Raw genomic sequence first — 25,933 nt, forward strand, 5'->3', positions numbered from 1 at the left:
TATGAAAATCATCAAAACCACACCCAATCACATTGTTAACAAATTATTAAATTACAGCTTGATTTTTATGATTCACAAATCAAACATTGATTGCATTAAACGTAATACTTAATGAGGTGTGAGATGCAGCAGTTAACCAGTTATCTTTCGGGCCAATGGCTGATGGGCCATGGCAAAGAACGCACGATAAATCATGCAATTAGCGGCGAAGCGTTGTACCAGGTGACGAGCGAAGGACTGGATATGGCGCAGGCTCGTCGTTATGCCATCGACAACGGCGGCAAAGCTTTACGCGCCATGACCTTCGTGCAGCGCGCCGCCCTGCTCAAAGCAGTGGCGAAACATCTGCTGGCAAACAAAGAGTCGTTTTACGAGGTTTCTTACCAGACGGGTGCGACACGCGCTGACAGTTGGGTGGATATCGAAGGCGGAATTGGCACGCTGTTCGCCTATGCCGGAATGGGGAACCGCGAATTACCGGACGACGTGTTGTGGCCTGAAGACGAAATGATCCCGCTGTCGAAACAAGGCGGTTTTGCCGCCCGCCATGTGCTGACGTCAAAATCCGGCGTGGCACTGCATATCAACGCCTTCAACTTCCCGTGCTGGGGCATGTTAGAAAAACTGGCGCCGACCTGGCTTGCGGGAATGCCTGCGATGATAAAACCAGGTACAGCCAGCGCTCAGTTAACTCACGCGATGGTGAAATCTATTGTCGATTCCGGGTTGGTGCCGGAAGGTGCGATCAGCCTGATTAGCGGCGGCGTGGGTAACCTGTTTGATTTGCTCGACGAGCAGGACGTGGTGACGTTTACAGGTTCCGCACAGACCGGCCAGAAGTTACGTTGTCACCCAAATATTATCGGTCGCTCAGTCCCCTTCACCATGGAAGCGGATTCACTGAATTGCTGCGTGCTGGGGGAAGATGTCACGCCAGAACAGCCTGAATTTGCGCTGTTCATTCGTGAAATTGTTCGCGAAATGACGGCGAAAGCCGGACAAAAGTGTACCGCTATCCGCCGGATTATCGTTCCACAGGCGCAGTTGGAGAATGTGACTCAGGCGCTGAAGGCAAAACTTGAAAAGATCCAGCCCGGCGATCCGGCGCAGGAAGGCGTGAAAATGGGCGCGTTGGTCAGTCTCGAGCAGCGTGATGATGTGCAAAACAAAGTGGATCAGCTGATTGCGGCTGGCTGCCTGGTGGTTGTAGGTGGAAAAGCCGATACCACACGCGCTGGGGCATTCTTCCCGCCGACGTTATTGTTATGCCAGCAACCTGATGAAACACCCGCCGTACATGAACTCGAAGCCTTCGGTCCGGTCGCCACTGTCATGCCTTATCACGATGGCGAACATGCGATGGCGCTGGCGCGTGCAGGCCAGGGTAGCCTTGCCGGAACGTTGGTGACGGCGGATGGTGACATTGCCCGCCAGTTTATTCTCGGTGCGGCGCGTGCTCACGGGCGTATTCAGGTGCTGAATCAGGAGTCGTCCGTGGAATCTACCGGACACGGTTCTCCGCTGCCGATGCTGGTGCACGGCGGGCCAGGTCGCGCGGGTGGCGGTGAAGAGTTAGGCGGCCTGCGGGCGGTAAAACATTACATGCAGCGTACCGCAATTCAGGGCAGCCCTTCTATGCTGGCCGCAGTGAGCAAACAGTGGAGCTATGGCGCGGCAGTCAAAGAAGATCCGATTCATCCTTTTCGTAAACATTTTGAAGAGCTGGTCATTGGCGAGAGTTTGCTGACCGCCCGCCGCACCATTACCGAAGCCGATATTGTCAATTTCGCCAACCTCAGCGGCGACCATTTCTACGCGCATGTCGACAAAATCGGCGCGGCAGAGTCGTTCTTTGGCGAGCGCGTGGCCCACGGTTACTTTGTGGTTTCTGCCGCGGCCGGGCTGTTCGTCGACCCCGGTGTAGGGCCAGTCATCGCCAACTACGGTATGGAAAACCTGCGCTTTATCGAACCGGTAAAAATCGGCGATACCATCCAGGTGCGCCTGACATGTAAACGCAAAACCGCCAAGCCGCAAAAAACGGCGGAGGATAAACCGGTCGGAGTCGTGGAATGGGCGGTAGAAGTGCTAAATCAGGACAACCAGTCAGTGGCGTTGTATTCCATTTTGACGTTGGTTGCGCGAAACAATTAGCCCATTTTTGTCCGATGATCGTTGTAGGTGGATAAGCGTAAGCGTCATCCACCGTTATTTTGGCAAAACCAACAAAACACCTGGCAAGCAGCACAATATATCCGGCTCAGGAAATTGTTATGTTGAATTCATGCTTATTTATCCACCCCACAACAATAATCGACATCCTCCAGGAGTGAGAATTTCATGAATTTAACAACCGGAAAGAAAGCCCTGGCTTTAGCCATTGCACTCCTGATTTCTTCTAACGCTTCCGCTCACGGCGGCGAAGCGCATATGGTTCCGATGGAAAAAACATTGGCTGAATTTGGCGCTGATGTGCAATGGGATGACTACGCGCAAATGTTCACCATCGTTAAAGACGGTGCGTTTGTGAAGGTAAAACCCAATACAAAATCGGCCATGGTGAATGGCAAGACTTTGCAATTACTGGTGCCGGTCATCTTTAAAAATAAAACCGCTTATATCTCGGAAGATTTTATTAACGAAGTTTTCCAGTCTGGCCTTGATCAAACTTTCGCGGTCGAGAAAAAACCGCATCCGCTTAATTCCCTGACGGCGAATGAAATAAATCAGGTGGTCAAAGTAATTCAGGCCGCACCTGAATATAAAACCGGGATCCGCTTTACCGAAATATCACTCCATGAACCGCCGAAGGATCAGGTCTGGCAGTTTGTGTTGAGCGGCCAGGCGGTGACGGCTCCGCGCATGGCCGACGTGATTATGCTTGATGGGATTCATATTGTTGAAGGCGTGGTGGATTTAAGCGCCGGGAAAGTCGTGTCCTGGAAGCCGATTGAAGGTGCGCATGGCATGGTCCTGCTTGATGATTTCGCCAGCGTGCAGTCAATTATTAATGGCAGCAAAGAATATGCTGAGGCGCTGAAAAAACACGGCGTAAACGATCCGAGCAAGGTGATGACTACCCCGCTGACCGTGGGATATTTCGATGGGAAAGACGGGCTGGAGCAAAACCAGCGATTGCTGAAAGTCGTGAGTTATCTCGACGTTGGCGATGGTAACTATTGGGCGCACCCTATCGAAAACCTGGTGGCGGTGGTCGATCTTGAGCAGAAGAAAATTATCAAAATCGAAGAAGGCCAGGTTATTCCTGTGCCGATGAACCCGCGTCCCTTTGATGGCCGTGACCGCACTGCACCGGTTGTTAAGCCGCTGGAAATCATCGAACCGGAAGGCAAAAACTACACCATCACGGGCGACACTATTCACTGGCAGAACTGGGATTTCCACCTGCGCCTGAACTCGCGCGTTGGGCCGATCCTGTCAACGGTGACCTATAACGACAACGGCACCAAACGCAAAGTCATGTATGAAGGCTCGCTGGGCGGCATGATTGTGCCTTATGGCGACCCAGATGTAGGCTGGTATTTTAAGGCGTATCTGGATGCAGGCGATTATGGCATGGGCACGCTGACCTCTCCCATTGCACGTGGAAAAGACGCGCCGGGCAACGCCGTGTTGCTTGATGAAACGATTGCCGATTACACCGGTAAACCGACCACGATTCCACATGCTGTGGCGATTTTTGAACGCTACGCCGGGCCTGAATATAAACACCAGGAAATGGGTCAACCGAATATCAGCACCGAGCGCCGGGAATTAGTGGTGCGCTGGATTAGCACAGTCGGTAACTACGATTACATTTTCGACTGGGTATTCCATCAGAATGGCACCATCGGCATTGACGCGGGCGCGACGGGTATTGAAGCGGTAAAAGGCGTGAAAGCCAAAACCATGCACGACGATACCGCCAAAGACGACACCAAATATGGCACGCTGATCGACCATAATATTGTCGGCACCACCCATCAGCACATCTATAACTTCCGCCTTGATATGGACGTCGATGGCGAGAGCAACAAGCTCGTCGCACTTGACCCGGAAGTGAAACCAAATACGGCGGGCGGCCCGCGCACCAGTACCCTGCAAATTAATCAGCACGATATTGCTACCGAGCAGGAAGCTGCGCAGAAGTTTGACCCCGGCACCATTCGTTTACTCAGTAATACCAGCAAAGAGAACAAAATGGGCAACCCCGTTTCGTATCAAATCATTCCGTATGCAGGCGGTACGCATCCCGTGGCAACTGGCGCGAAATTCGCCCCGGACGAGTGGATTTATCACCGTCTGAGCTTCATGGATAAACAGTTATGGGTGACACGCTATAACCCGGATGAACGATACCCGGAAGGCAAATACCCTAACCGTTCGGCGCACGATACGGGTTTAGGGGCTTACACTAAAGATAACCAATCGCTGGATAATCAGGATGATGTGGTGTGGATGACCACCGGCACCACCCACGTCGCCCGCGCTGAAGAGTGGCCGATTATGCCAACCGAATGGGTTCATGCGTTGCTCAAACCGTGGAACTTCTTTGACGAAACGCCAACGTTAAATCTGGCGGGGAAAAAAGAAGCGAAGTAATACAGGATGGCGACGGGAGTGAATATCGCTCCTGTCGCCTTCAACTCTCATCACCCTGCCGGGTGATGGCCCTGCGCAAGTAATTTAGTACTGTCGTGGCGGCCTCTGTCATCGACGAGTGATTCAGCGTCACCGCCCCGACATCCATATACGTGGTGCTATCCGCAATACTGCGGCGCATAACGCGCAAACCTTCAAGCGACCATGGGCGATAAACCAGGTCCGATAAAATCGTCACGCCCTTTCCTTTTGCCACCAGGCTGCGTACCGTTTCAAATGAGGTGGTGGTAAAGCTGATATTTGGACTGCCACCCTGCGAGCGCCAGTGCTCCGTGATCACATCCGGATATTCGTCAGTATCGAGTAGTAAAAATGGCAGGTTTTCGATATCGGCAAGATGAATGACCGACTGGTTTAATAGCGGATGACCCTGGGCCGCCCACAGACGACGGGGTGAACGAATAAAGATTTCAGTATTTAACGCGCTATCAGGTGGAATATTCGAGGTTAATAATAGCGAAAAATCTGTTTCTTGCCGTTTTAATGATTCGGTTAATACCTGCGGGTTGGCTTCGATGAAGTTAATCGTCATTAAGGGGAAATGCTGTTCAACTTCAAGAATAATCGCCGGTAATAAATAAGCAGAAAGGGTTTTGGCGATGCCTATATTCACCGTGCCTTTTTCCAGCTGGGGCTGATATAACAAATCGTCTATCGCAATCTGGCTGTCATTAATTATTTTACGTGCGTAATGCGCAAAGCGCTCACCGGCGGCCGTAAGCTGAATCCCCTTTGGCAGGCGAATAAATAACTGGTTGTTTAGTGTGGATTCGAGATTGCGCATCGCAACCGTCATTGATGACTGCGAGATATTACATTGCGACGCGGCTTTAGATATCTGTTGCGTCTGTGCTAAAGCGATGAAAAATTCCAGTTGCCGCAATGTGAATCTCATAGTTTTAAACTATACCTCGCCACGAAAAAGATGAATTAGATTTTCACTCATCGCAATTTTAGCATGGTAGTCCACAAATCGATGTTCTTATTATCCTTCGGATATGCATTGAATCTATAGCTGAGTGGTTTAAACCGTCTTCAGGAACTGAAATTATGCCGTATTTACTGTTAAGCCTTGCTGCCTGTTTCTGGGGCGGAAACTATGTGGTTGGCCATGTGTTAGTGGCGCAGGTTGACCCTATTGTCTTGTCGGAAGCCCGCTGGATGCTCACCGCGCTGTTGCTTATCAGTCTCTATTTTCGTCAGATAAAATCACAGTGGGCGGCGATGACGGAGGCCAAATACACGGTGTTTTTCCTCGCATTGTGTGGGCAAGTATTATTCCCGGTGACGCTGTACGTTGGCCTGCAATATACCTCTTCATTAAATGCGGCGATTTATTTATCCACCACGCCCGCATTGGTGTTGCTGATCAATAAGTTTATTTTCAAAGAGGCGATCTCGCGGCGCAATATTTATGGCGTGGTGCTCAGTTCGTTGGGGGTGATATATCTGGTGATGCAGGGCGACCTTTTACATTTGAATACGCTCAAAAATTTGAACCGTGGCGATGTCTGGACGATGGCGTCGGCCATTAGCTGGGCACTTTATTGCGCTTTCTTGCGCCTCAAACCCAAACAGATTGGGGGTAACGCCTTTGTCGCGGTGAGCGCGGCGATTGGCGCCATCGTGCTGCTGCCCGTTTTATCGTTTTACTCTGCCACTCATTTTGGCCCGCCGTTAAAGTTGTCTTTAGATCCGGGCTTCATGTTGGGACTGGCTTATCTGGTTATCTTCCCGTCGTGGCTATCTTATCTGCTGTGGAATAAAGGCATTCAGGCGATTGGCGCGACGCGGGGTGAAGTTTATTCGCACCTGATTCCACTGACTGGCGGCGTGTTTAGCGTACTGTTTCTCAACGTGCCGTTACACGGTTTTCACCTGATCAGCGCCCTGCTTATTGCGCTGGGAATTGCTCTTTGCTCGATGGCCCCAAAGCAGAAGCTTTTAGCTCCTGACCCATACAGTCGATAAAATATGCGTTAGCTACCGCTGTCTCAGTTATGGCTGAGACAGCGTTTTATGAGGTATCGACTTAATTATCGCAATGGCCTTGTTGAGCCATCTTCACTTCTGGTTTGGAAACTACGCGCTTACCTTCGGTTTCTGAAGATTCGCTCAAACCTGCACCACCGACAAATGCCCCCATCTTTATATATTGTCTGATGAAGTAGTTTTTACCTGCTTGCATGAATAACGACAGATCATTTGGCGAGAATTCGGACTCAGTAGAAATCTTGTGAGTCTGATTGCCTGTTACTTGTGTATAGAAGAACGTTCTGTCCGCAGTTTCACCCACGCATTTACCATCGACATACACATCTTTTTTAAGTGATTTACCCGCAAAGCTATCGCGATAAATATATAGTCCAGCTTTATTTTGCTCTGGCGCGGGGAATGTTTTGGCATTAATTGATTCTTGCTCTGGAGCCAAAGGGACGCTAGCACATCCACTGAGCAGTAACGCGGCTAAAACAGAGGCAGAGAGAAATAAGTTTTTAGTTTTCATTCGCGCAAATCCTTTTATATCAACTGTGTGTTTTTTATTTTGTGAGCGCAAAAAAGACGCAAGCATCTGAAAGATACTTGCTCACACTCAATAATTTAAGACGGAGTAATGTCTCTAATGATGAATAAAACGTCAAGCAATCAATAGGATAAGTACTAATAATGGTAGGGATGTCTATTTCATTCGTTCCTTAACTTAAATTTCCCCGAGAATCTTCCAGGTACAATAAACAATGAGTAAGATCGTAAATATAAAATTACACACTCTGTAACCCTCATTTGACGACCTCACCACAATCCCTTACCCTGCGCGGCATAATCTCGTTATTACAAGCGTAAATTCAGAGGGAAGCGTGAAGAATCGCACTCTTGGCAGTATCTTTATCGTCGCCGGAACCACCATTGGCGCAGGAATGTTGGCAATGCCACTGGCTTCTGCGGGCGTAGGTTTTGGCGTCACATTGCTTTTACTGGTCGGCCTGTGGGGGTTGATGTGTTACACCGCGCTGCTGTTGGTGGAAGTTTATCAACATGTATCCGCCGACACCGGGCTTGGCACCCTTGCCCGCCGCTACCTGGGGAAACCTGGGCAATGGCTGACCGGCTTTAGCATGTTGTTCCTGATGTATGCCCTGACGGCGGCATATATCAGCGGCGCGGGGGAGCTATTATCGGCAAGCCTTAGCCAGTGGTTTTCTACCGATATTTCAGTGACGAGCGGGGTTTTGCTGTTCACGATTGTTGCCGGAGGGATTGTCTGCATCGGCACGCACATGGTGGATATGTTCAACCGCGTGTTGTTCAGCGCAAAAATAGTCATGTTAGTGGTGATGCTGGCGCTGATGATGCCGCACATCCACCACACTAATTTGCTGACGTTGCCGCTGGAAAAAGGCCTCGCGCTTTCGGCGATTCCAGTGATTTTCACTTCGTTTGGTTTCCACGGCAGCGTGCCGAGTATTGTCAGTTATCTCGATGGCAACCTGCGCAAACTGCGCTGGGTGTTTATCATCGGCAGCGCCATTCCGTTAGTCGCCTATATCTTCTGGCAAATCGCCACACTGGGCGCGATTGACTCGGGTGTATTCAGCGGGCTGTTAGCCAGCCATTCAGGGCTAAATGGTTTGTTGCAGGCGGTGCGTGAAGTGGTGGCCTCGCCGCACGTCGAACTGGCGGTGCATCTGTTCGCCGATCTGGCACTGGCGACGTCGTTCCTTGGGGTTTCGCTAGGGCTGTTTGATTACCTGGGCGACCTGTTTAACCGCAACCGCAAGGCGTCCGGGCGCATGCAAACCGGGCTGATGACCTTTGTGCCACCGCTGGTATTCGCGCTGTTCTATCCGCAAGGGTTTGTGATGGCGCTGGGTTATGCCGGTGTGGCACTGGCAATTCTGGCATTGATTATCCCATCTTTGCTGGTCTGGAAAAGCCGCCAGGTGCAAACGGAAACGGTTTACCGTGTGGCTGGCGGAAAACCGTTGCTGATTCTGGTGTTCGCCTGCGGTATCGCTGTGATTGTGATTCAGGCGCTGATCGCCAGCGGCGCATTACCGGAAGTCGGTTAATTACACCAGTCCGGTATTCACCCGTTTGCCTATCTCTTTAAGCTGGGAGTATTTTTCCAGCAGAGATGGGCCGTCATCAAGACTCATGGCGAACATCCACATGTACGTCATGACGGAATAAATATGCCCGGCGTTCCCGACGCCTTTCGCGGTCATCAGAAAGATGGTCGTGGCAAACAGGAACGCGGCGGCAATACCTATTGATAAATAACCGAATGCTTCACGGTCAGACAGGCGAATACGCACGCGGGCTAAAAAGTCGTAATGCTTGTTTAGCGTATTTTCACTGGCTGTGCCCACGAACCCGACCTCTTTCTCCAGTCTGTCATTGAGCTTTTCATACAGCATTTCGTTTTTGCGTGTATAGCTCGGTAGAAACAGCGAGAAGAAAATCAGCACCGCCAGACACGCCACCCCGGCCCAGAACTCTATCGTCAGCAGCATCACCACGGCACCGATTATTGATGCCACGGAAGTAATCAGCAGCGGCAGGTGTGTCTCGAAGAAATTGACGAATTCACGTGACAACGTCACACGCGCAGCGATAGTCGAATGGCTATGCGCATCTTTACGCTGCGCCACAATCACCGGCACGGCCAGTTCCGCATAAATTCTGGCAAAGGTGCGGGTGTCCATGCTGCGGCGTGCCGCGCCAATCGCCCACATCACAAAGACCACCAGCGCATACAGCAATGCATGAAGCGGCTTGCCTTTGATAATGGCGTTAATAGCAAAACCGGCCATCAGCGGGTAAAGCAGGTAAATGATGTTTTCGGCGACCACCAGCATCAGAGTAATGACTAATTTTTTACTGTGGAGTTTTGCGAGTTTTTTGATGGTTTTTAATGCACCGCGTGAAGGCTGAAGCTGCGCGGCTTGTGAGGTTTCCATGACTTTAATTTCTTTAGTTGTTATTCTTGAGCGGTTGCTCAAAGAATGAAAAGAGTCTATTTGAGCACTTGCTCAAAGTCAACCAGGGTACTGTGATGAAAGAAAAAGCATCTGTTCTGAAAGAGAATATTCTCGATGCCGCGATCGTGCTGTTCACTGAAAAAGGGGTGGAAAAAGTCACCACGCGTGAATTAACCGAGCAAGTCGGCATCGCCCGCAGCCATATTTATCACTATTTCCCCGACTGGCAGACGCTGTGTCTCGAAGCATTTTCGCGTTTCATGTATGCAGAGCTGGAAACGTTTAGCCAAAAGTCTTGCGCGCTGCCGCCTGAGCAGGGATTGAAGATTTTTATCGAAGACTATTTACCCGACCGCGCCGACGCAGTTTGGGAGCTGTATGGCTCGTTGTGGCGTCTCGCGGTGCATAACAAGGTGTATGCCGACTTTGCGCTAACGCTGACTGAAAAGTGGGATGCGTTGCTGGCGAATATCATTCGCGCAGGCATTGAAAGCGGCGTATTTCGCCAGACCGATGTCTGGCGAGTGACCCGCCAGCTTGGTGCGTTGCTGAACGGGTACTCGGATCAACTGATCATCGACAGCGCCCCGCTGGCCAGAGATCAGGCGCTGGAAGATATTTATGGTTTTATTGAGCAGGTTTTGCTCGTTGTTAAGCGTTAATCAAGGATAAGTAATGCCGGGCGGATTCACCTCAGACGCCGCGACTTCTTCGCCCTTTTCTCCCCAACGGTCGAGAACCTGCTGATATTCGCCACGTTTCACCGCACCATCAAGCGCGGCTTGTAAGGCATAAACCAGCCCGTTGCCTTTTTTGGTGGTAGTGGCGACATACGCTTTTTTAGGCCCAAGCCCCACAACGCGTGTTTTCCCGGTTAACGCCGCTTTATAGGCGACCACACTTTGCGGGCCAAACGTTGCATCTGCCCGGCCAGCCTGAATATACAGATTCCCTGAAGCGTCATCCGTCAGGTAAATCGGCTGGGCCGGTTTGCGCCCTTCACGTTCATTTTGCTCATTCCAACCTAACAGGATCTTTTCCTGATTCGTGCCAGAACCCAAAATAATCCGTAACCCGGCAACATCTTCCGGGCCTGCAATTTTTTGAATCGGACTGTCCGATTTCACCGAAAACGCCAGGAAATCTACGCGATAGGTCGCAAAATCAAACTTCGTTTTACGCTGCTCTGTCACCGCGATATTCACCAGGGCAACATCATATCGCCCGGACGTAATCCCCAGCGGCCAGTCTTCCCAGGCGGTCGGCACCAGTTTGAGTTTCAGCCCGAGGCTATCGGCCAGCAAACGGGCGATATCCGGATCGCTGCCGATCCGGGTGCGGTTATCGCTCGCCAGCATCGCAAGCGGTGGCGAATTGAGGGCGGAAATTGCCACCGTCAGCGTTCCCGGTTCAACAAATTGATAGTTCTGCGGAATTTTACCGATAGCAATCGGATCTTTAGCCGTATGTATCGGCTGTTCATTCGCGTTCAGATCCAGACTTCCCTGAGCAAAGCTCGCGGTACTCAAAACAATCAGCGCCAGTGGGACAAATTTCATGCCTGCTCCTTAAAGAACTTTCGATAAAAACTGACGCGTTCGCGAATGTTGCGGATGGTTAAGCACTTCGTCGCTGCTACCTTGCTCAACAATTTTGCCATCCACCATAAACACCACGTTATCCGCCACTTCCCGGGCAAAACCGATTTCATGGGTCACGACCACCAGCGTAGTACCGGAACGCGCGAGCTTTTTGATGACGTCCAACACTTCGCCCACCAGTTCAGGGTCAAGCGCCGAGGTGGGCTCATCAAACAACATCACGCGCGGGCGCAGCGCCAGAGCGCGGGCAATGGCGATACGTTGCTGCTGCCCGCCGGAAAGATGCCGTGACCAGGCGTCTGCTTTATTACGCAGCCCCACCACATCCAGCAGTTGATACGCCTGTTCAACCGCCGCTTTGCGATTGAGTTGCTTATGGGCAATCGGCGCTTCAATCAGGTTTTCCAGCACCGTGAGATGCGGGAACAAATTGAAGTTCTGGAATACGTAACCAACGTTGACGCGCTGGCGCAGGATCTCTTTTTCTTTCAGCTCATACAGTTTGTCCCCGGACTGACGGTAGCCTATGTAATCGCCGTCAATCTGGATAAAACCTTCATCAACACGTTCCAGGTGGTTAATGGCCCGCAATAAGGTGGATTTACCGGAACCTGACGGCCCAAGGATCACCGTGACTGAACCCGGTTCCAGCTCGAGGGAAATATTATCCAGCGCTTTATGGCGGCCAAAATATTTACTGACGCCAGTAATCGAAATATGGCCGGTTGGATTATGGGACTGGAGCATGGGCGGCCTCCTGAGTTTGCAGTACGGGCTGGCGTGGTGCCAGGCGGGCCGGACTTTGTTGATTGATAGCCGAGCGGCGTTCACTGCGAGCCAGCCAACGTTCGACCAGATGCTGAATCAAAGACAGTACGCTTGTGATAACCAGATACCAGACCGCGCCGACCATCAGCAGCGGGATCACTTCCTGGGTGCGGTTGTAAATCATCTGAATGGTGTAGAACAACTCCGGCATCGCCAGCACATAAACCATCGCCGTCCCTTTAGCGAGGCTGATAATTTCATTGAAACCGGACGGTAAAATGGTCCGTAACGCCTGCGGCAGAATAATGCGCACCGTACGTCGCCATGCCGGAAGCCCTAACGCCGCAGCTGCTTCATATTGCCCGTGATCGACGCCGAGAAATCCGCCGCGAATAATCTCCGCCGTATACGCGCTTTGCACTAAAGTTAGCCCAACAACCGCCGTTGAAAACTGGCCGAGCACGTTAATGGTCTGATAGCTTCCCCAACTGATTTGGGTGAACGGAATACCAATCGAAAGTGTGTCGTACAAATAGGAGAAGTTATAGAGGATGATCAGCACCACAATCAGCGGCAGTGAGCGAAACAGCCAGATATAACCCCACGCCAGACTATTCAATAGCCATGATGATGAGAGCCTGGCCAGCGCCAGCAATCCCCCAAATACGACACTCAGCGCGGTGCCAATCAGCGTCAGCAGCAATGTTTGCGCCAGCCCTTCCAGAATCACCGGATCAAAGAACCAGCGGGCAAACACGCTCCATTCCCAGCGCGGGTTAAACGCCACCGACTGAACCACAATCGCCAACACAAACAGGGCGACAATCGCCCCGAAAGTGCGCCACGGATAACGCGCCGGAACCACTTTGATAGTTGATGGGGTGTTTGAAGGTGTATTTGAAGGTGTTGTCATGATGATTCCTCAGGCCGTTTTCAGCTGCGCAACGGTTAGCTGTTTGGTAAACCGTAAGCGCCCGTCGAAAGGAGCCACGCTGTATTCTTCCCGGTCGCGGTAGATATCAAACTGCGATTGGTAATCAAGGCTCAGATACAGCTTCACCGCTTCCGGCTGGCGAAAGCCGGTGGTGAGATAAAGATGGCTGTAACCGGCAAGCAGCGCCCTGTTTTCCAGCTCCCGCATCATGCGCTGGGCAAGCCCTTGCTGACGTAATTCGGGATGCGTCCAGATACGTTTTATCTCGGCGGTAACTTCATCGAAAGGCTTATACGCGCCGGTAGCGATAATCTCGCCGTCACGTTCAAGCACGATGAACAACCCTTGAGGCGCCAGATACCATTCGGTTAATTCCACTTCCGCATCACGGGAAAAGTAGTCCCCGTAACGCGCTTCATATTCGCCAAACAGCCCGGCGATAATAGGCTGGAGTTCTGGTGCTTCCGGAGAAACATCACGAAATTGTTCACTCATGTTCGTCTCCTTAATCGCCAAGGCCTGCCGGGTTGATTTCAGATGCCGGGATTTGCTCGACGCCTTCTCCCCAGCGGTTCAGCACTTTGTTGTAATCGCCATTCTTGATGACGCCGTTGAGTGCGGTTTGCACCGGGTCAACCAGGCCACTGCCTTTCTTGAGCGTGACAGCAATATGCGCCGCTTTCGGCCAGCCACCATCCACCACGCCGACTAATTGTGTTTTCTGGGTCAACGCTGCTTTCCAGGCACCGGTTACGTTCGGTCCAAAGAAGGCATCGGCGCGACCAGACTGCAACGCGAGGGTTTGTGCGGCATCGTCTTTGGTGTAAACCGGCGTGAAAGGTTTAAGTCCTTTTTTCAGGTTCTCTGCGTTCCACGCCAGCAAAATAGATTCCTGGTTGGTGCCTGAGCCGACGATAATGCGCAGCCCGGCAATATCTTCTGCTTTCTCAATCTTCTTAATCGGGCTATTGGCTTTCACGTAGAACCCGAGCGAATCTTTACGGTAAGTCGCAAAGTCGAATTTCTGTTTGCGATCTTTGGTGACGGTAATATTGCTGATTGCCGCATCGTATTTCCCTGATGTCACGCCCAGCGGCCAGTCCTCCCAGGAGGTCGGCACCACGTTAAGCTCAAGCCCTAAGCTGTCTGCCACCAGGCGGGCAATATCCACTTCACTCCCCAGCAGCGTTTTGTTGTCTTCGGCAAACACCGTCAGCGGCGGCGAATTGAGTGCCGCAACCGCCACGGTAAATTTCCCCGGCACCGCAAAGCGATAGTCTTTAGGCAGTTGTGCCACCGCAGCCGGATTCACGGCGGTATTAACAGGCGTTTTATTTGCTTCCAGGCTGACGCCAGTGCCGTTGATCGTGACCTCCTGTGCGAAGGTTTGTGCCGATGACAGTGCCAGAGCGATAGCCAGAATTAGCGATGTTTTGTTCATAACAGGTTCTCTTTATTATTTTGATGTTTTTGTCGGATGACGATTTCACAAATATTGATTAACCGGACTCGCCAGCCCGAGGCTTTCACGCAGCGTGGTACCCGGATATTCGGTGCGGAACAACCCGCGGGCTTGCAGGACCGGAACCACTTCATCCACAAAGCGTGGGAAGGTGTCCGGCGTGCCGCCCTGAATGATAAAACCGTCTGCGGCATGGCTCTCAAACCACTGTTGTAATCCGTCTGCCACCTGTTGCGCGGTGCCAGAAAAGCGCGGACGAGGCGACGCCGCTTCCAGCGCCACCTGGCGTAATGTCAGATTGCGCTCGCGGGCATTACGTTTGATTTCATCCGTGGTGCTACGGAAACTGTTCTGCCCCAAATCCCCGATATCCGGGAACGCTTCATCCAGCGGATACTGGCTGAAATCATGATGTTCAAAATAGCGACCGAGGTAATTCAGAGCATCATTAATAGAAACCAGCGCGGCGGTGGTTTGATATTGGTTTTCAACGTCGGCGGCATCTTTACCGACAATCACGCTCACACCCTGGAAGATATGCAGATCCTCAGGCGAGCGCCCGTGATTTGCCAGTTGGCCTTTCACGTCACGATAAAAATGCTGCGCTTCTTCAAGGGTTTCATGATGGGTGAAAATAGCATCTGCATGGCGCGCGGCTAATTTTTTACCATCATCAGAAGCCCCTGCCTGAAATACAATTGGGCGACCTTGTGGGGTGCGAGAAATATTCAGCGGCCCTGCTACTTTAAAGAAATCGCCGTGATGATTTAAGGTGTGTAATTTATTCGCATCAAAAAACTGCCCGCTTTCTTTATCACGAATAAATGCATCTTCTTCCCAGGAATCCCACAGCCCTTTCACCACATCGAGATATTCATCCGCAATGCGATAACGCAGCGCGTGTTCCGGGTGTATCTCACGAGAGAAGTTCTTCGCCGAACCTTCCAGCGGCGAAGTCACCACGTTCCATCCCGCGCGGCCTTTGCTTAAATGGTCCAGGCTTGCGAACTGGCGTGCGACGGTAAAAGGTTCGCTGTAAGAGGTGGACAGCGTACCGACCAGCCCTAAATGTGTGGTCACGCTGGCTAATGCCGACAGCACCGTGAGCGGCTCGAATCTATTCAGAAAATGCGGAATAGATTTTTCGTTAATATATAAACCGTCCGCGACAAATAAAAAATCCAGCTTCCCGGCTTCGGCTTTTAATGCTGTCTCTTTGACAAACTCAAAATTAATACTGGCATCCGCAATAGCTGCCGGGTGACGCCAGGCCGACATATTCCCGGACGCGCCATGTAATATGGTGCCCAGGCGCAATTGTCTGTTGTTTGACATGGTGGTTCTCCAAATAGTTAATTGACCAGTAGCGCCTGTTCAGCAAGTGTGGCGAAATATCTTGCTGCATCTTCTATTAATGCTTCATCCGGATTAAATGCCGAATGGTGTAAACCGTATGCGCTGGCGCTGCCAATGCTGACAAATGCGCCGGGAATGTTTTGCAAATAAACCGCGAAGTCCTCGCCGCCCATATGCAGTTCAGAGGTTTGGGTCTGATATCCAAAATCTTGTGCGACCTGCATCGCAAAAGCCGCCCATTGTTCATCGTTGAGCAATGTTATTGGCCCGTTAAACCATTCCACTTCTATGTGTGCGCCAAACGCACTGGCTAAACCGGCTGCAATCTCACTGATTCGTTTCTCAACGTGACGTTGAACATCGGCGTTATGGGTACGCACGGTTCCTTCGAGTTCGACGTGTTCAGGCAACACATTCCAGGTATTCCCTCCCTGAATGCGTGTGACGCTGACGACCACTGAATCCAGCGTGTCGATATTACGGCTGGCAATGGTTTGCAGGGCAATCACCAACTGGCTGGCGAGCACAATGGCATCATTCCCCTGATGTGGACGGGCCGCGTGCGCACCTTTGCCCTGCACCCGCAAAACAAAACGGTCAACGTTGGCGTAAAACGCGCCGCCTCGGGTGGCAAAGGTGCCTACCGGTAAACCCGGTTCATTGTGCATGCCGAAAATCGCGGTCACGTTTTCCAGCGCCCCGGCTTTAATCAACGCTTTCGCGCCGGTAAAGTTTTCTTCCGCGGGTTGGAATAACAGGCGCACGCGCCCGGCCAGTTGCGATTCCCGCGCTTTTAATAACAATGCGGCGCCGAGGATCACGCTACTGTGAACGTCATGCCCACACGCGTGCATCACCCCTTCATTATGTGAACTGAACGCAACGCCGCTGGTTTCTTGAATCGGTAGCGCGTCAATATCCGCACGCAGCGCGATCACTTTCTCGCCCTGCCCGATTTCTGCCACCACGCCGGTCGCCAGTGAGTAAGGCAATAACCGTATGCCAGCAGATTCCAGCCAGTGGCGTATCCGCGCGGTTGTTGCCACCTCTTCCCCCGACAGTTCCGGGTTCTGGTGGAGTTCACGCCGCCAGTCGATAAGCTGCTGTCCAAATGTCATCTGCGTCCCCTTACCAGGCATCATGCTGTGCAGCAAAATCGAGGTGCGATATGGCAGGTTGAACGCCAGCTAACAAACGCAGCGATTGAAGACGAGCAGTTGGGTCGGCAATCGGGGTATCAATAATAAATTCGTCGATACCAAATTCTTTGCTTAATGCTGCAAGCCCGGCGTGAACCGTCTCCGCGGTGCCTTTTAGCAGTGAAGGTTCCCGGCGTTCGATTTTTTTGATGGCACTCCCGGCCTGGCGAGCAAAAGCGTGGGCCTGCACTTCACTGGCCACACTGACGCGCTGGCTGTTTTCCAGCTCAACACTCCAGATCTCAACAAGACTGGCCAGTTGATCCGCTTTTTCAGCGTCAGCGGCGACTATTACCTGCACCGCGACTATCGTGTCGAGCGAACTGCGGCTGCGCCATGAACTCAACACTTCGCGCATCAGGGCTTTGTCGCCATTCAGATGGGCGGCGTAGACAAAATTCCAGTTCAGGTTTGCGGCAAGCGTCGCACTTTCAAGGCTTGCACCTAACAAGAAACGGTCTGCGCTACGAGCGGGAACCGGCGTGGCACGCAGGGTTTCTTCGTCATCTTGCGCGGCAGGCAAAGAAAGCCAGTTATCAAGCTGGGCGAGTTGATCGGCAAATGAGGCTTTATCCTGCACGCCGCGCTGCAACGCTTTGGTCGAAAGCGGTAAACCGCCAGGCGCTTTACCAACCCCGAGATCAATGCGTCCCGGCGCCAGGTTCGCCAGTAAGTTGAAGTTTTCGGCCACTTTATACGGGCTGTAGTGTTGCAACATCACCCCGCCGGAACCGACACGAATACGATTTGTTTGCCCGATGATCCATGCAATAAGCAATTCCGGCGAAGGGCTTGCCAGCCGGGTGGTGTTATGGTGCTCGGCAATCCAGAAGCGGTGATAGCCCCAGGTTTCGGCCTGTTGTGCCAGATGCAACGTGTGCTTCAAAGCCTCAGCAGGCGTGTCATCCTGTGCGACCGGGATTTTATCCAACAAACTGATTCGATAAGACATGCAACAAACTCGTGTTGATTAACATACCTTCATTAATAGGGATTCGCGTTACCTGAGTGAAACAATTAATTTACATTTGGTTATCCAGAATCTGGATAAGCCGTTTTATACCCCGCCTTCAAGCTCATATATGGTCTATATTTAAAATTAAAAATAGTGATAAGACTTTTTATGACCTGCTAATGTCTGAAAAGACCTTAATTGACCCAATTTGATTTAATTGAGAACAAAAAGACCATTTATGATACATTTCTGTTTTCATGGGTCATAAATAACCATTTATAAAATAAAAAATACGATTGGGGTCAAATATGAACTACGACACCACCACGCTTGCAGACAAACTGCATGCTATGGGCGAATTATTGAATGACGTTAAAAAAGCGGTGATCCTGCGGGCACAAGAATCAGACCTGGCGGTAAGCGAACACGTTATTAGTGAATCAGCCCAACTCGGGGTGCAACTCAACCAGCGCCGCAAAGAACTCGACATCGACCTGGCAACACTTGAGCTGCAAACCGGAGTATCGGCATCCACGCTCAAACGCCTGTTTAAAGATCCGGAACAGGTCAAATTTGGCACGGTATTACGCGTTGCCAATGCACTGGGTGTGAAATTATGCGCCGCCGTGTAGAGGTCTGGTTATACGGTGAGCCGGTGGGTGAGCTGCGCCAGGACGACGGCGGTTTTGCGTTTAGCTATCGCGCCGATTATATCGGCCCGCCGCTGTCGCTCAGTTTACCGGTGCGTGTGGGTCATTTTCAAAGCCCGACACTGCCACCCTTTTTTGCCTCGCTGGCACCGGAAGGCTGGCTGAAAATGCGCTACAGCCAATTACAGCAGCGCGACGAGCATGACCTTCTCGGGATGCTTATCGACAACGGTAAAAACCTGATTGGTGCGGTGCAACTGGTCAGCATGCAGGAGGATTAACGATGCGTTGCCATATTCTTTTGACGCCGCTGGTGCAGGCTAAAGAGCAGGAGTCCGGCTATTCAACCAAAGGGCTGAAGCACCTGACTGGCTCCGGCAAAGTGAACCCGCAGCTAAGTTTTACGCGCAATGAATTTATTCATGAATTGCCCAAAGCCCAGCGCGGAATGAGCATCTCCGGCTATCAGCCTAAACTGCAAATGGTGGTGCGCGACGGTGAATTTGCCGTGGTCGAACACCAGGGCGAATACATTCTTAAACCGTCTCCGGCAGAATTCCCCTATCTGGCGGAAAACGAACACGCCACCATGACGCTTATGTCGCGGCTGGGATTTGACGTGCCGCCTCATGGGCTGGTGAGTTTTGCGCGTGAAGACAACCAAGCCACGCCAGAACTGGCCTTTGTGATCCGCCGCTTTGACAGAGACATTCAAACTGGGGCCGCGATCCACCAGGAGCAACTGGATGCGGCGATGAATGTCGGCGAAAAGTACGGTAAAACCGGCAGTGACGGCAAACAGAACGTCAGCTATCAGCAATTAGCCGAGTTTCTGACGCAACATGTGAACAGCAACCTCGCCTTTAAAATCGACCTGTTCCGGCGCATTGCTTACGCGTATCTGCTGGGCAATAACGATATGCATCGTCGCAATTTCGGGCTGATACACCCGCGTATCGGCGAGCCGACATTATCGCCGGTTTACGATTTTGTCTCGGTTGCGCCCTATCCGGCCATTTTTAGCTCAGGGTTTATGGCGCTGCCGTTACTGAGTTGCGAGGAAGGCGACCGCGAGCTAGCACCAGGTTTTAAAACTGCATATGGTGAATATCTTGGTATGGATTTCCGGGAACTCGGCCTGGCGATAGGATTGACCGACAAACTTATCGTGAAGTTATTGAGTGATTTGCAAAAAGAGAGCCGTATTGTGGAAGCGGTATATCGTGATTCGTTTATGCCACCCGAGGCGATTGACGCCACGCTGCGTTGTTACCATCAGCGGCTGGACAGGTTGATGCGCCTGGATGAAGCACCGTTGTGAAACTGAAGGGTGAAAAAGAGTCGGGTGACGCTACGCTTACCCGACCGACGATTTCAAATTTGTAAGGTGGATAAGCGAATGCGTCATCCACCAATGACATTTACATCACGAAAATCAGAAGGTTTCCCAGTTCTCGTTTGAATCGCTGACAGCGGCTTTACGATTCATCACCGGAGCGACAGTCAGTTTTGGCTCAACCTGACGGGACTCCTTTTTGGCTTCCTGACCAATACGGAACACGGCAACAGCCTGAGTCAAACGGCTCGCCTGATCTTCCAGTGCAGAAGCAGCGGCAGCAGATTCCTCAACAAGGGCAGCGTTTTGCTGGGTTACGCGGTCCATCTCAGACACCGCCAGACCGACCTGGTCGATACCCCGGCTTTGCTCATCCGATGCCGATGCGATTTCGCCCATGATATCCGTCACCCGCGTGACCGCATTGACGATTTCACCCATGGTTTCGCCCGCGCTTTCAACCAGCGTTGAACCGGTATCCACTTTATTGACGGAATCTTCAATCAGGCCTTTGATCTCTTTCGCCGCTTGCGCGCTGCGTTGCGCCAGGTTGCGCACTTCACCCGCCACCACCGCAAAACCTCGGCCTTGTTCACCGGCACGCGCTGCTTCAACAGCGGCGTTCAGCGCCAGGATATTGGTCTGGAAAGCGATACCATCAATCACACTGGTAATGTCGGCAATTTTCTTCGAGCTGCCAGCGATGTCATTCATGGTACGCACCACGTTATCCACCACTTTTCCGCCCTTCTGCGCGGTTTCTGACGCGCTCAACGCCAACTGGCTTGCCTGGCGGGCGTTTTCGGCGTTCTGCTTAACGGTCGCGGTCAGCTGTTCCATGCTGGCAGCCGTCTCTTCAAGCGAAGCGGCTTGTTGCTCGGTACGGGAAGACAGGTCGTTATTACCGATAGAGATTTCGCTGGCACCGCTATAAATCGCATGTGCGCCGTTACGAACTTCGCTAACGGTGCTCACAAGCTCTGACTGCATGTGTCGCAGACTTGCCGCCAACTGGCCCATTTCATTGGTGCCATGCACATCAATGGTGTGCACCAAATCGCCATCCGCAATGTGGCGGATGTTATCAATCAAGCGATGAAGCGGTTCGATAAGCGTTTTCTTGATACCCAACCACACGGTGACAATGGCCGCGACAACCAGCGCCAGAATGACAACCAGGATCCAGATGGCCTGTGAGTAAGACTGGTTATTGTCGTCAACCGCTTCCTGATACAAATGGTCGTTTTGTTGCAGATAGTTAACGTACTCTTTCTCAAACCCGTCCTGATACTTCTGCGTCGGCTGGTCGAAGAATTCATTAATTTTACCCGCGCCCAGCAACTGAATCAGCTCGGCCAGCGCACCATGATAAATCGCATAGTTACGCTTGATTTCATTGATGGACTCTTCGCTCTGGCGCGGATCGCGTGGCAGCACTTCATACGCGGCCCACTCTTTTTCGGCCTGCTTGAGTGACTGGCTGGCAATCAGCATCAGCTCATTGACCGTCGCACCGCTGCCGATATTGTTGGTGTCCATCATATGACGGATGCCGGCACGGTTAAGCGTGTTGCGGGTTTGCAATAACGCCACCCAGCTACCGTTGAGCGTCGACTGTTGCTGGCGAATCGTTTGCAGCACAGTGAAGTTTTCTTTGTCGTTTTTCAGCGCGTTGAAGAACAACCCGCCGGACGTCATTTGTAAAATTCCAAATAAACCCAGCACAAATAGTAGGCTGGTAACAACTTTTATACGATTTAACATGCTTTTTTATTCTCATGGCAACAGAAGCATATAGTTTCGGCAGATTTGGGCGAATCTTTATGCTTCATTGTCGAGAATGGACGAAATTAACTCCGCTCGATATCTTTCGCGGCCTGATCCAGGGTGTCGATGATTTTATACAGCGTCTCTTTGGGTAAATCGCTCTGGCCAAGTTTGGTATTGAGCGCCATTTTGAAGTTATGAATCGCGCGCTGAATCTCAGGTAAACGGCGGTTGTCACCCAGCACGCCTAACGATTCGAGCTTCGCAATGATATGCCCAAGATGTTCCTGTTGTTGCGCGAGTTCAGCCTGACCCTCTTCGGTTAACATCCAGGCTTTTTTACTGCTGTCGCCCTGCACCGCAGCGATAAATCCCATCTCCTCCAGTAACGAAAGGTTCGGGTAGATAATTCCAGGGCTTGGTACGTATTCACCTTTAGCCGTCGCTTCGATGGACTTAATCAGCTCGTAACCGTGGGCTGAGTTACCTGAAAGGAAATGCAGGATCAGCAAACGAATGTCGCTGGCATCAAACAGACGTTCGCGGCGCATGCGTGCTTTGCCTTCCATGCCGCCGTGTTCGTGGTGACCGCCGTGCAGGCCGTGTCTTTCGTGGCGTTCATGTCTGGCACAAAAGCCGTGGTGAAGATGATGGATTCTCATATTGGTATCCTTATTTGTTATGCCAGTAAGCCACAGCGCGGACGTAATCCCCGTCCAGCCCTCGGTTTTCCAGCAGTTCATCGCTCAGTTGTTTCACATCGCGCCCTTCACCGGTTATCCAGATGAAATAGTCGCTGGATGGGAATTCAAGTTCACTGATGCGTCTGGTGATAGATTCGGTATCAAGCCACTCGATATGTGCGTGTTCAAACTCACTGAGGTAATCGTGAGTATCCGGGTGGTGGCTGTTAACCAGCACCCGCGGGGAAATGTGCTGCGCCAGCGAAGCCAATCGACGGCGCACCGCAGGCAAGCCACTTTCATCACAAACATAAAGCTGGAAAGCGTAATCAACGGGAATAACCAGCGAACCTCTTGGCCCGCCAATCAGCAGCGTATCGCCTGCTTGTGCGGTTTCCGCCCACAGGCTGGCAACGCCACCATCGTGAATATAGAAATCCAGCGTCAGTTCATTACGCGTCGCATCAAAATGCAGCGGCGTGTAGTCCCGGGAAATGGGGCGAGCGCCTTCCCCCCAGACAATCCCGTCGTCAGTCACGGATGGACGTGCGAAGTCACCGTTTTCAGGTGGGAAGAAGACTTTTACGTGGTCATCAAAACCCTGTGAGGAAAAGCCAGCCAGCTCGGGGCTTGTAAACACAATGCGGTGAAAACAGCCGGCAATAGTTTCTTTATTTTTAACGGTTAGCTCGCGGAATTTGAGTTCGTTTTTTACGCGCTGCGGGAGATTGGGTTTGGTTTGTAAGGTCATTGGATTCTCATTTTTCGGTGTTTAAGATATATCATAGATATGTTTTAGCACACGATAATGAGATTGTCGTTGTCAATTTTTGCTTTTATGCAAGGTATAAAGTGGCGAAAATATAATCAGAATAGTGAACTCACAAGATGGGTCGCAAATTGACAAACCCTTACGAAGCGGTGCTTTCAATTTGCCTTAAGGAGTGCCTACACTGGCTATGGCAGCAAGTGCCAACCGACATTCCATTCACCCACCCAAGTCCAGGAGGTATGTCATGTTTCCTGAGTACCGTGAATTGATCAACGAACTAAAATCCGCTAACCCGCGTTTCCTCAGCTTGTTTGACAAGCACAATCAACTCGACGACGAGATTTTACGCAAGGGAGGACCGCAAGGAACGGGATGCAACGAAAAGGTTGTGCAGATGAAAAAAGAAAAGTTGCGGCTAAAAGATGAGTTGTATCAGATGTTGAAGAAGGCCAGTCAGCCAACCTCTTCATAGGTCGGATAAGCAAAGCGTCATCCGACACTATTCACACTAAAGGTGGATGACGCTAGCGCTTATCCACCCTACAAAACCCGTTTATCGCTCTTTGTCAGCAATCTAAAAACAATCGCGTAAAGCTCCGTCAAACCGGGGTAAATTTCACCAATCACTTCTTTGAGTTCCGGCAGCGTCATATTTTCCTGACGCGCGTGCTCGTCGGTCAGCTTTTCAAGCGCTACAGGGGTCACGCTCACCACTTCAATGGTACAAAAGTAAACGTCATCTTCATAACGCCCGACGCGCAACTGTTGACCTGGGATGAAGTGCGACTCCGAAACATCGCGCAGCGTAATGGTTTTGCGCCCGGCAACGATATCACTCTCAAAGCGTTGGAAAAATGTTATGTCGTTCATGGAATACCTGTTCGGCTAAACCCTAAGCCATGTATATGACGGGTTTTAGAAAAGAGAAAACATCAACGCGACTGGAAAACTCATCGGCCACGTTGCGCCCACCAGCACAGAGCTTAACAGTTTAATGCGTTTGGTATCGCGAGCCAAAAACCATGTGATAAAAGCGGTGATTAACGACATTACAGCGTAAAAAACCAACATATGTTGATAAGTAGTCATGAATAATTAAGGGCTTTGAAAAATTATGTTGCGAAATATGCCGTTTTTTATGACTCAGATCAAGTTTTAGCGACCCTGCTGGGCTTCAAAGCAATCAAGGAAAAGCACGTGTCATCCCTCTTAATGGGGAGAACTTAATGATAACGAGTAAGATTTTTTATAATTCCCTACCGCCTGGTTTTATAGCGTCTATCTTTAATGAAGAACCGTCGTTCTATGAATCGAGGCCGCTATGTTTCTTAACTATTTTGCGCTCGGAGTGCTTATTTTCGTTTTCCTGATTATTTTTTACGGGATCATTATTCTTCACGATATTCCATATCTTATTGCGAAAGCTCGTAATCATCCCCATGCCGATGCTATTCATGTGGCTGGCTGGGTGAGTTTGTTTACGCTGCATGTTATCTGGCCGTTTTTGTGGATTTGGGCCACTCTTTACCGACCTGAAAGAGGTTGGGGTATGCAACAAAACCCCGACGCTACACTGGCTTCGTTGCAGCAAAGGGTTTCTGAGCTGGAGCAAAAGTTAGGCGACAATAAAATAATACCGCCATCGGAGTAACATCATGGATTTGCTCATTATCCTGACATATGTTGCTATTGCCTGGTCAATTTTCAAAATATTTAAAATACCGGTAAATAAATGGACAGTGCCAACGGCTGCCCTCGGCGGCGTATTTTTAATTGGCGCGCTTATTTTGTTAATGAACTACAACCATCCTTATACTTATTTAGCGCAAAAAGCGGTCATTTCTATTCCACTTACTCCGCAAGTCACCGGTGTGGTGAGTGAAGTGACTGATAAACAAAATATGATGATTAAAAAAGGAGAAGTGCTGTTTAAATTAGATCCCACCCGCTACCAAACGCGAGTGGATAGACTCCAGGCTGATTTAACCACGGCAATTCACAGCACCCAGTCGCTTAAAGGTGAACTCGATGAAGCCATTGCGAATACCACGCGAGTCAGCGCAGAGCGCGATAGATTATATAAAGATTACCAACGTTACTTGCGCGGCAGTCAGGCGCGAGTAAACCCGTTCTCTGAAAGCGATATTGATAATGCCCGGCAGAATTACCTGGCTCAGGATGCGCTGGTGAAAGGTTCGCTTGCTGAACAATCGCAAATTAAAAGCCAGTTAGACAGCATGGTGAATGGCGAACAATCGCAGATTGTCAGCCTGCGCGCCCAGCTTGCTGAAGCCAAATATAATCTCAGCCAGACAGTGATTCGCGCCCCTAGCGACGGGTACGTAACACAAGTGCTAATTCGCCCCGGCACTTATGCAGCCGCCCTGCCATTACGCCCGGTGATGGTGTTTATACCGCAACAAAAACGACAAATAATTGCGCAGTTCAGGCAAAACTCCCTGTTACGCCTGGAAGCGGGTGATGAAGCTGAAGTGGTGTTTAACGCTCTTCCCGGCCAGGTTTTCCGTGGAAAACTCACTTCAATTCTCCCGGTGGTGCCTGGCGGCAGTTACCAGGCACAAGGAACATTGCAGTCATTAACGCTCACACCCGGCAGTGACGGAGTTCTCGCAGTTATTGAGCTTGAGCCAAACCAGCAAGTCGATGCTCTACCGGATGGGATTTTTGCGCAGGTCGCCGTTTACTCTGACCACTTCACTCACGTTTCGGTGATGCGTAAAGTCCTGCTGCGGATGACCAGTTGGATGCACTATCTGTATCTTGATCATTAATATTAAGAACTTAT

At 51.0% G+C, this 25,933-nt stretch carries 25 protein-coding genes and 1 pseudogene; 11 read left to right on the forward strand and 15 right to left on the reverse strand.

The features are described from left to right. The first annotated feature begins 123 nt into the window (after positions 1-123). Positions 124-2,154, forward strand: a complete 2,031-nt coding sequence (gene paaZ, locus GBAG_RS09565; RefSeq protein WP_034495422.1) for a phenylacetic acid degradation bifunctional protein PaaZ — start codon at positions 124-126, stop codon at positions 2,152-2,154. Positions 2,155-2,340: 186 nt separating this feature from the next. Then, entirely contained in the window at positions 2,341-4,602 is a 2,262-nt protein-coding gene (gene tynA / locus GBAG_RS09570) for a primary-amine oxidase (RefSeq protein WP_034495425.1), read from the forward strand. 40 nt (positions 4,603-4,642) lie between these two features. On the opposite strand, the gene GBAG_RS09575 is transcribed toward tynA, so the two are convergent. After that, the gene (locus GBAG_RS09575) at positions 4,643-5,557 is read right to left on the reverse strand and encodes a LysR family transcriptional regulator (RefSeq protein WP_034495427.1); all 915 of its coding nucleotides are present in this window, start codon (positions 5,555-5,557) and stop codon (positions 4,643-4,645) included. 155 nt (positions 5,558-5,712) lie between these two features. Here GBAG_RS09575 and GBAG_RS09580 point away from each other — a divergent pair, with 155 nt between their 5' ends. Then, positions 5,713-6,633 carry a DMT family transporter gene (locus tag GBAG_RS09580; RefSeq protein ID WP_034495430.1) on the forward strand — a complete coding sequence of 307 codons (921 nt, stop codon included), beginning with the start codon at positions 5,713-5,715 and terminating at the stop codon, positions 6,631-6,633. Between the two features lie 61 nt (positions 6,634-6,694). Here GBAG_RS09580 and GBAG_RS09585 read toward each other — a convergent pair whose 3' ends face one another. Then, a complete protein-coding gene (locus tag GBAG_RS09585; protein ID WP_034495433.1) occupies positions 6,695-7,168 on the reverse strand; it encodes a DUF2846 domain-containing protein in 474 nt (157 codons plus the stop codon). 352 nt (positions 7,169-7,520) lie between these two features. Here GBAG_RS09585 and tyrP point away from each other — a divergent pair, with 352 nt between their 5' ends. Continuing rightward, positions 7,521-8,732 (forward strand): tyrosine transporter TyrP, encoded by a 1,212-nt coding sequence (gene tyrP / locus GBAG_RS09590; RefSeq protein ID WP_034495436.1) that lies wholly within the window; start codon positions 7,521-7,523, stop codon positions 8,730-8,732. Here the strand turns inward: tyrP and GBAG_RS09595 are convergent, their stop codons facing one another. Continuing rightward, positions 8,733-9,623, reverse strand: coding sequence for an ABC transporter six-transmembrane domain-containing protein (locus GBAG_RS09595; protein WP_034495438.1), 891 nt, complete (start codon positions 9,621-9,623; stop codon positions 8,733-8,735). Between the two features lie 95 nt (positions 9,624-9,718). On the opposite strand from GBAG_RS09595, the gene GBAG_RS09600 reads away from it, so the two are divergent. Beyond that, positions 9,719-10,306 carry a TetR/AcrR family transcriptional regulator gene (locus GBAG_RS09600; protein WP_034495441.1) on the forward strand — a complete coding sequence of 196 codons (588 nt, stop codon included), beginning with the start codon at positions 9,719-9,721 and terminating at the stop codon, positions 10,304-10,306. On the opposite strand, the gene GBAG_RS09605 is transcribed toward GBAG_RS09600, so the two are convergent. From GBAG_RS09605 to GBAG_RS09640, 7 genes and pseudogenes are all read right to left on the reverse strand, one after another. Then, entirely contained in the window at positions 10,307-11,203 is an 897-nt protein-coding gene (locus GBAG_RS09605; protein ID WP_034495443.1) for an ABC transporter substrate-binding protein, read from the reverse strand. It abuts the gene before it with no gap. Positions 11,204-11,212: 9 nt separating this feature from the next. After that, the gene (locus tag GBAG_RS09610) at positions 11,213-11,992 is read right to left on the reverse strand and encodes an amino acid ABC transporter ATP-binding protein (RefSeq protein ID WP_034495446.1); all 780 of its coding nucleotides are present in this window, start codon (positions 11,990-11,992) and stop codon (positions 11,213-11,215) included. Continuing rightward, positions 11,976-12,926: an amino acid ABC transporter permease gene (locus GBAG_RS09615; protein ID WP_051873676.1), complete on the reverse strand. Its 951-nt coding sequence runs from the start codon at positions 12,924-12,926 to the stop codon at positions 11,976-11,978. Before GBAG_RS09615 ends, GBAG_RS09610 begins: the two co-directional genes overlap by 17 nt. Before the next feature lie 9 nt (positions 12,927-12,935). Next, the gene (locus GBAG_RS09620) at positions 12,936-13,442 is read right to left on the reverse strand and encodes a GNAT family N-acetyltransferase (RefSeq protein ID WP_034495449.1); all 507 of its coding nucleotides are present in this window, start codon (positions 13,440-13,442) and stop codon (positions 12,936-12,938) included. 10 nt (positions 13,443-13,452) lie between these two features. Next, positions 13,453-15,744 (reverse strand): annotated as a pseudogene (locus GBAG_RS22910) (NtaA/DmoA family FMN-dependent monooxygenase). A gap of 17 nt (positions 15,745-15,761) precedes the next feature. Then, positions 15,762-16,883, reverse strand: a complete 1,122-nt coding sequence (locus GBAG_RS09635; protein WP_034495458.1) for an amidohydrolase — start codon at positions 16,881-16,883, stop codon at positions 15,762-15,764. Positions 16,884-16,893: 10 nt separating this feature from the next. Then, positions 16,894-17,916 (reverse strand): MsnO8 family LLM class oxidoreductase, encoded by a 1,023-nt coding sequence (locus GBAG_RS09640; protein ID WP_051873677.1) that lies wholly within the window; start codon positions 17,914-17,916, stop codon positions 16,894-16,896. A gap of 311 nt (positions 17,917-18,227) precedes the next feature. Here GBAG_RS09640 and GBAG_RS09645 point away from each other — a divergent pair, with 311 nt between their 5' ends. From GBAG_RS09645 to GBAG_RS09655, 3 genes are read left to right on the forward strand one after another with little or no spacing between them, the layout of a single operon-like run. Then, entirely contained in the window at positions 18,228-18,551 is a 324-nt protein-coding gene (locus GBAG_RS09645; RefSeq protein WP_051873678.1) for a helix-turn-helix domain-containing protein, read from the forward strand. Further along, positions 18,536-18,850, forward strand: a complete 315-nt coding sequence (locus GBAG_RS09650; RefSeq protein ID WP_034495460.1) for a HipA N-terminal domain-containing protein — start codon at positions 18,536-18,538, stop codon at positions 18,848-18,850. The genes GBAG_RS09645 and GBAG_RS09650 overlap by 16 nt, the downstream gene beginning before the upstream one ends. 2 nt (positions 18,851-18,852) lie before the next feature. Next, a complete protein-coding gene (locus GBAG_RS09655; protein WP_034495463.1) occupies positions 18,853-19,890 on the forward strand; it encodes a type II toxin-antitoxin system HipA family toxin in 1,038 nt (345 codons plus the stop codon). A gap of 114 nt (positions 19,891-20,004) precedes the next feature. Here the strand turns inward: GBAG_RS09655 and tsr are convergent, their stop codons facing one another. From tsr to GBAG_RS09670, 3 genes are all read right to left on the reverse strand, one after another. After that, the gene (gene tsr / locus GBAG_RS09660; RefSeq protein ID WP_034495465.1) at positions 20,005-21,669 is read right to left on the reverse strand and encodes a methyl-accepting chemotaxis protein; all 1,665 of its coding nucleotides are present in this window, start codon (positions 21,667-21,669) and stop codon (positions 20,005-20,007) included. Positions 21,670-21,755: 86 nt separating this feature from the next. Next, complete coding sequence (locus GBAG_RS09665; RefSeq protein ID WP_081908397.1) at positions 21,756-22,334, reverse strand: PadR family transcriptional regulator; 579 nt, start codon at positions 22,332-22,334, stop codon at positions 21,756-21,758. A 10-nt stretch (positions 22,335-22,344) separates the two neighbouring features. Further along, positions 22,345-23,106 (reverse strand): siderophore-interacting protein, encoded by a 762-nt coding sequence (locus GBAG_RS09670; RefSeq protein ID WP_034495467.1) that lies wholly within the window; start codon positions 23,104-23,106, stop codon positions 22,345-22,347. 265 nt (positions 23,107-23,371) lie between these two features. On the opposite strand from GBAG_RS09670, the gene GBAG_RS09675 reads away from it, so the two are divergent. Continuing rightward, on the forward strand, positions 23,372-23,599 hold the full coding sequence (locus GBAG_RS09675; RefSeq protein ID WP_034495470.1) for an HP1242/YdcH family protein: 228 nt from the start codon (positions 23,372-23,374) through the stop codon (positions 23,597-23,599). A gap of 68 nt (positions 23,600-23,667) precedes the next feature. Here GBAG_RS09675 and yqfB read toward each other — a convergent pair whose 3' ends face one another. Together yqfB and GBAG_RS22120 are read right to left on the reverse strand one after the other, a co-directional pair. After that, a complete protein-coding gene (gene yqfB, locus GBAG_RS09680; RefSeq protein WP_034495473.1) occupies positions 23,668-23,997 on the reverse strand; it encodes a N(4)-acetylcytidine aminohydrolase in 330 nt (109 codons plus the stop codon). Positions 23,998-24,042: 45 nt separating this feature from the next. Then, entirely contained in the window at positions 24,043-24,216 is a 174-nt protein-coding gene (locus tag GBAG_RS22120) for a GhoT/OrtT family toxin (RefSeq protein WP_072011164.1), read from the reverse strand. A gap of 232 nt (positions 24,217-24,448) precedes the next feature. On the opposite strand from GBAG_RS22120, the gene GBAG_RS09685 reads away from it, so the two are divergent. After that, positions 24,449-24,778 carry a DUF3302 domain-containing protein gene (locus GBAG_RS09685; RefSeq protein WP_034495476.1) on the forward strand — a complete coding sequence of 110 codons (330 nt, stop codon included), beginning with the start codon at positions 24,449-24,451 and terminating at the stop codon, positions 24,776-24,778. Positions 24,779-24,782: 4 nt separating this feature from the next. Further along, positions 24,783-25,919, forward strand: a complete 1,137-nt coding sequence (locus tag GBAG_RS09690; protein WP_034495479.1) for an HlyD family secretion protein — start codon at positions 24,783-24,785, stop codon at positions 25,917-25,919. Positions 25,920-25,933: the final 14 nt, after the last annotated feature.

It is taken from the genome of Buttiauxella agrestis ATCC 33320, from assembly GCF_000735355.1.
GTDB classification, from domain to species: domain Bacteria; phylum Pseudomonadota; class Gammaproteobacteria; order Enterobacterales; family Enterobacteriaceae; genus Buttiauxella; species Buttiauxella agrestis.

Coding starts and splice junctions, on each gene's coding strand:
- paaZ (WP_034495422.1), top strand. CDS start 124: ATGCAGCAGTTAACCAGTTATCTTTCGGGCCAATGGCTGATGGGCCAT.
- tynA (WP_034495425.1), top strand. CDS start 2,341: ATGAATTTAACAACCGGAAAGAAAGCCCTGGCTTTAGCCATTGCACTC.
- GBAG_RS09575 (WP_034495427.1), bottom strand. CDS start 5,557: ATGAGATTCACATTGCGGCAACTGGAATTTTTCATCGCTTTAGCACAG.
- GBAG_RS09580 (WP_034495430.1), top strand. CDS start 5,713: ATGCCGTATTTACTGTTAAGCCTTGCTGCCTGTTTCTGGGGCGGAAAC.
- GBAG_RS09585 (WP_034495433.1), bottom strand. CDS start 7,168: ATGAAAACTAAAAACTTATTTCTCTCTGCCTCTGTTTTAGCCGCGTTA.
- GBAG_RS09595 (WP_034495438.1), bottom strand. CDS start 9,623: ATGGAAACCTCACAAGCCGCGCAGCTTCAGCCTTCACGCGGTGCATTA.
- GBAG_RS09600 (WP_034495441.1), top strand. CDS start 9,719: ATGAAAGAAAAAGCATCTGTTCTGAAAGAGAATATTCTCGATGCCGCG.
- GBAG_RS09605 (WP_034495443.1), bottom strand. CDS start 11,203: ATGAAATTTGTCCCACTGGCGCTGATTGTTTTGAGTACCGCGAGCTTT.
- GBAG_RS09610 (WP_034495446.1), bottom strand. CDS start 11,992: ATGCTCCAGTCCCATAATCCAACCGGCCATATTTCGATTACTGGCGTC.
- GBAG_RS09615 (WP_051873676.1), bottom strand. CDS start 12,926: ATGACAACACCTTCAAATACACCTTCAAACACCCCATCAACTATCAAA.
- GBAG_RS09620 (WP_034495449.1), bottom strand. CDS start 13,442: ATGAGTGAACAATTTCGTGATGTTTCTCCGGAAGCACCAGAACTCCAG.
- GBAG_RS09635 (WP_034495458.1), bottom strand. CDS start 16,883: ATGACATTTGGACAGCAGCTTATCGACTGGCGGCGTGAACTCCACCAG.
- GBAG_RS09640 (WP_051873677.1), bottom strand. CDS start 17,916: ATGTCTTATCGAATCAGTTTGTTGGATAAAATCCCGGTCGCACAGGAT.
- GBAG_RS09645 (WP_051873678.1), top strand. CDS start 18,228: ATGAACTACGACACCACCACGCTTGCAGACAAACTGCATGCTATGGGC.
- GBAG_RS09650 (WP_034495460.1), top strand. CDS start 18,536: ATGCGCCGCCGTGTAGAGGTCTGGTTATACGGTGAGCCGGTGGGTGAG.
- GBAG_RS09655 (WP_034495463.1), top strand. CDS start 18,853: ATGCGTTGCCATATTCTTTTGACGCCGCTGGTGCAGGCTAAAGAGCAG.
- tsr (WP_034495465.1), bottom strand. CDS start 21,669: ATGTTAAATCGTATAAAAGTTGTTACCAGCCTACTATTTGTGCTGGGT.
- GBAG_RS09665 (WP_081908397.1), bottom strand. CDS start 22,334: ATGAGAATCCATCATCTTCACCACGGCTTTTGTGCCAGACATGAACGC.
- GBAG_RS09670 (WP_034495467.1), bottom strand. CDS start 23,106: ATGACCTTACAAACCAAACCCAATCTCCCGCAGCGCGTAAAAAACGAA.
- GBAG_RS09675 (WP_034495470.1), top strand. CDS start 23,372: ATGTTTCCTGAGTACCGTGAATTGATCAACGAACTAAAATCCGCTAAC.
- yqfB (WP_034495473.1), bottom strand. CDS start 23,997: ATGAACGACATAACATTTTTCCAACGCTTTGAGAGTGATATCGTTGCC.
- GBAG_RS22120 (WP_072011164.1), bottom strand. CDS start 24,216: ATGACTACTTATCAACATATGTTGGTTTTTTACGCTGTAATGTCGTTA.
- GBAG_RS09685 (WP_034495476.1), top strand. CDS start 24,449: ATGTTTCTTAACTATTTTGCGCTCGGAGTGCTTATTTTCGTTTTCCTG.
- GBAG_RS09690 (WP_034495479.1), top strand. CDS start 24,783: ATGGATTTGCTCATTATCCTGACATATGTTGCTATTGCCTGGTCAATT.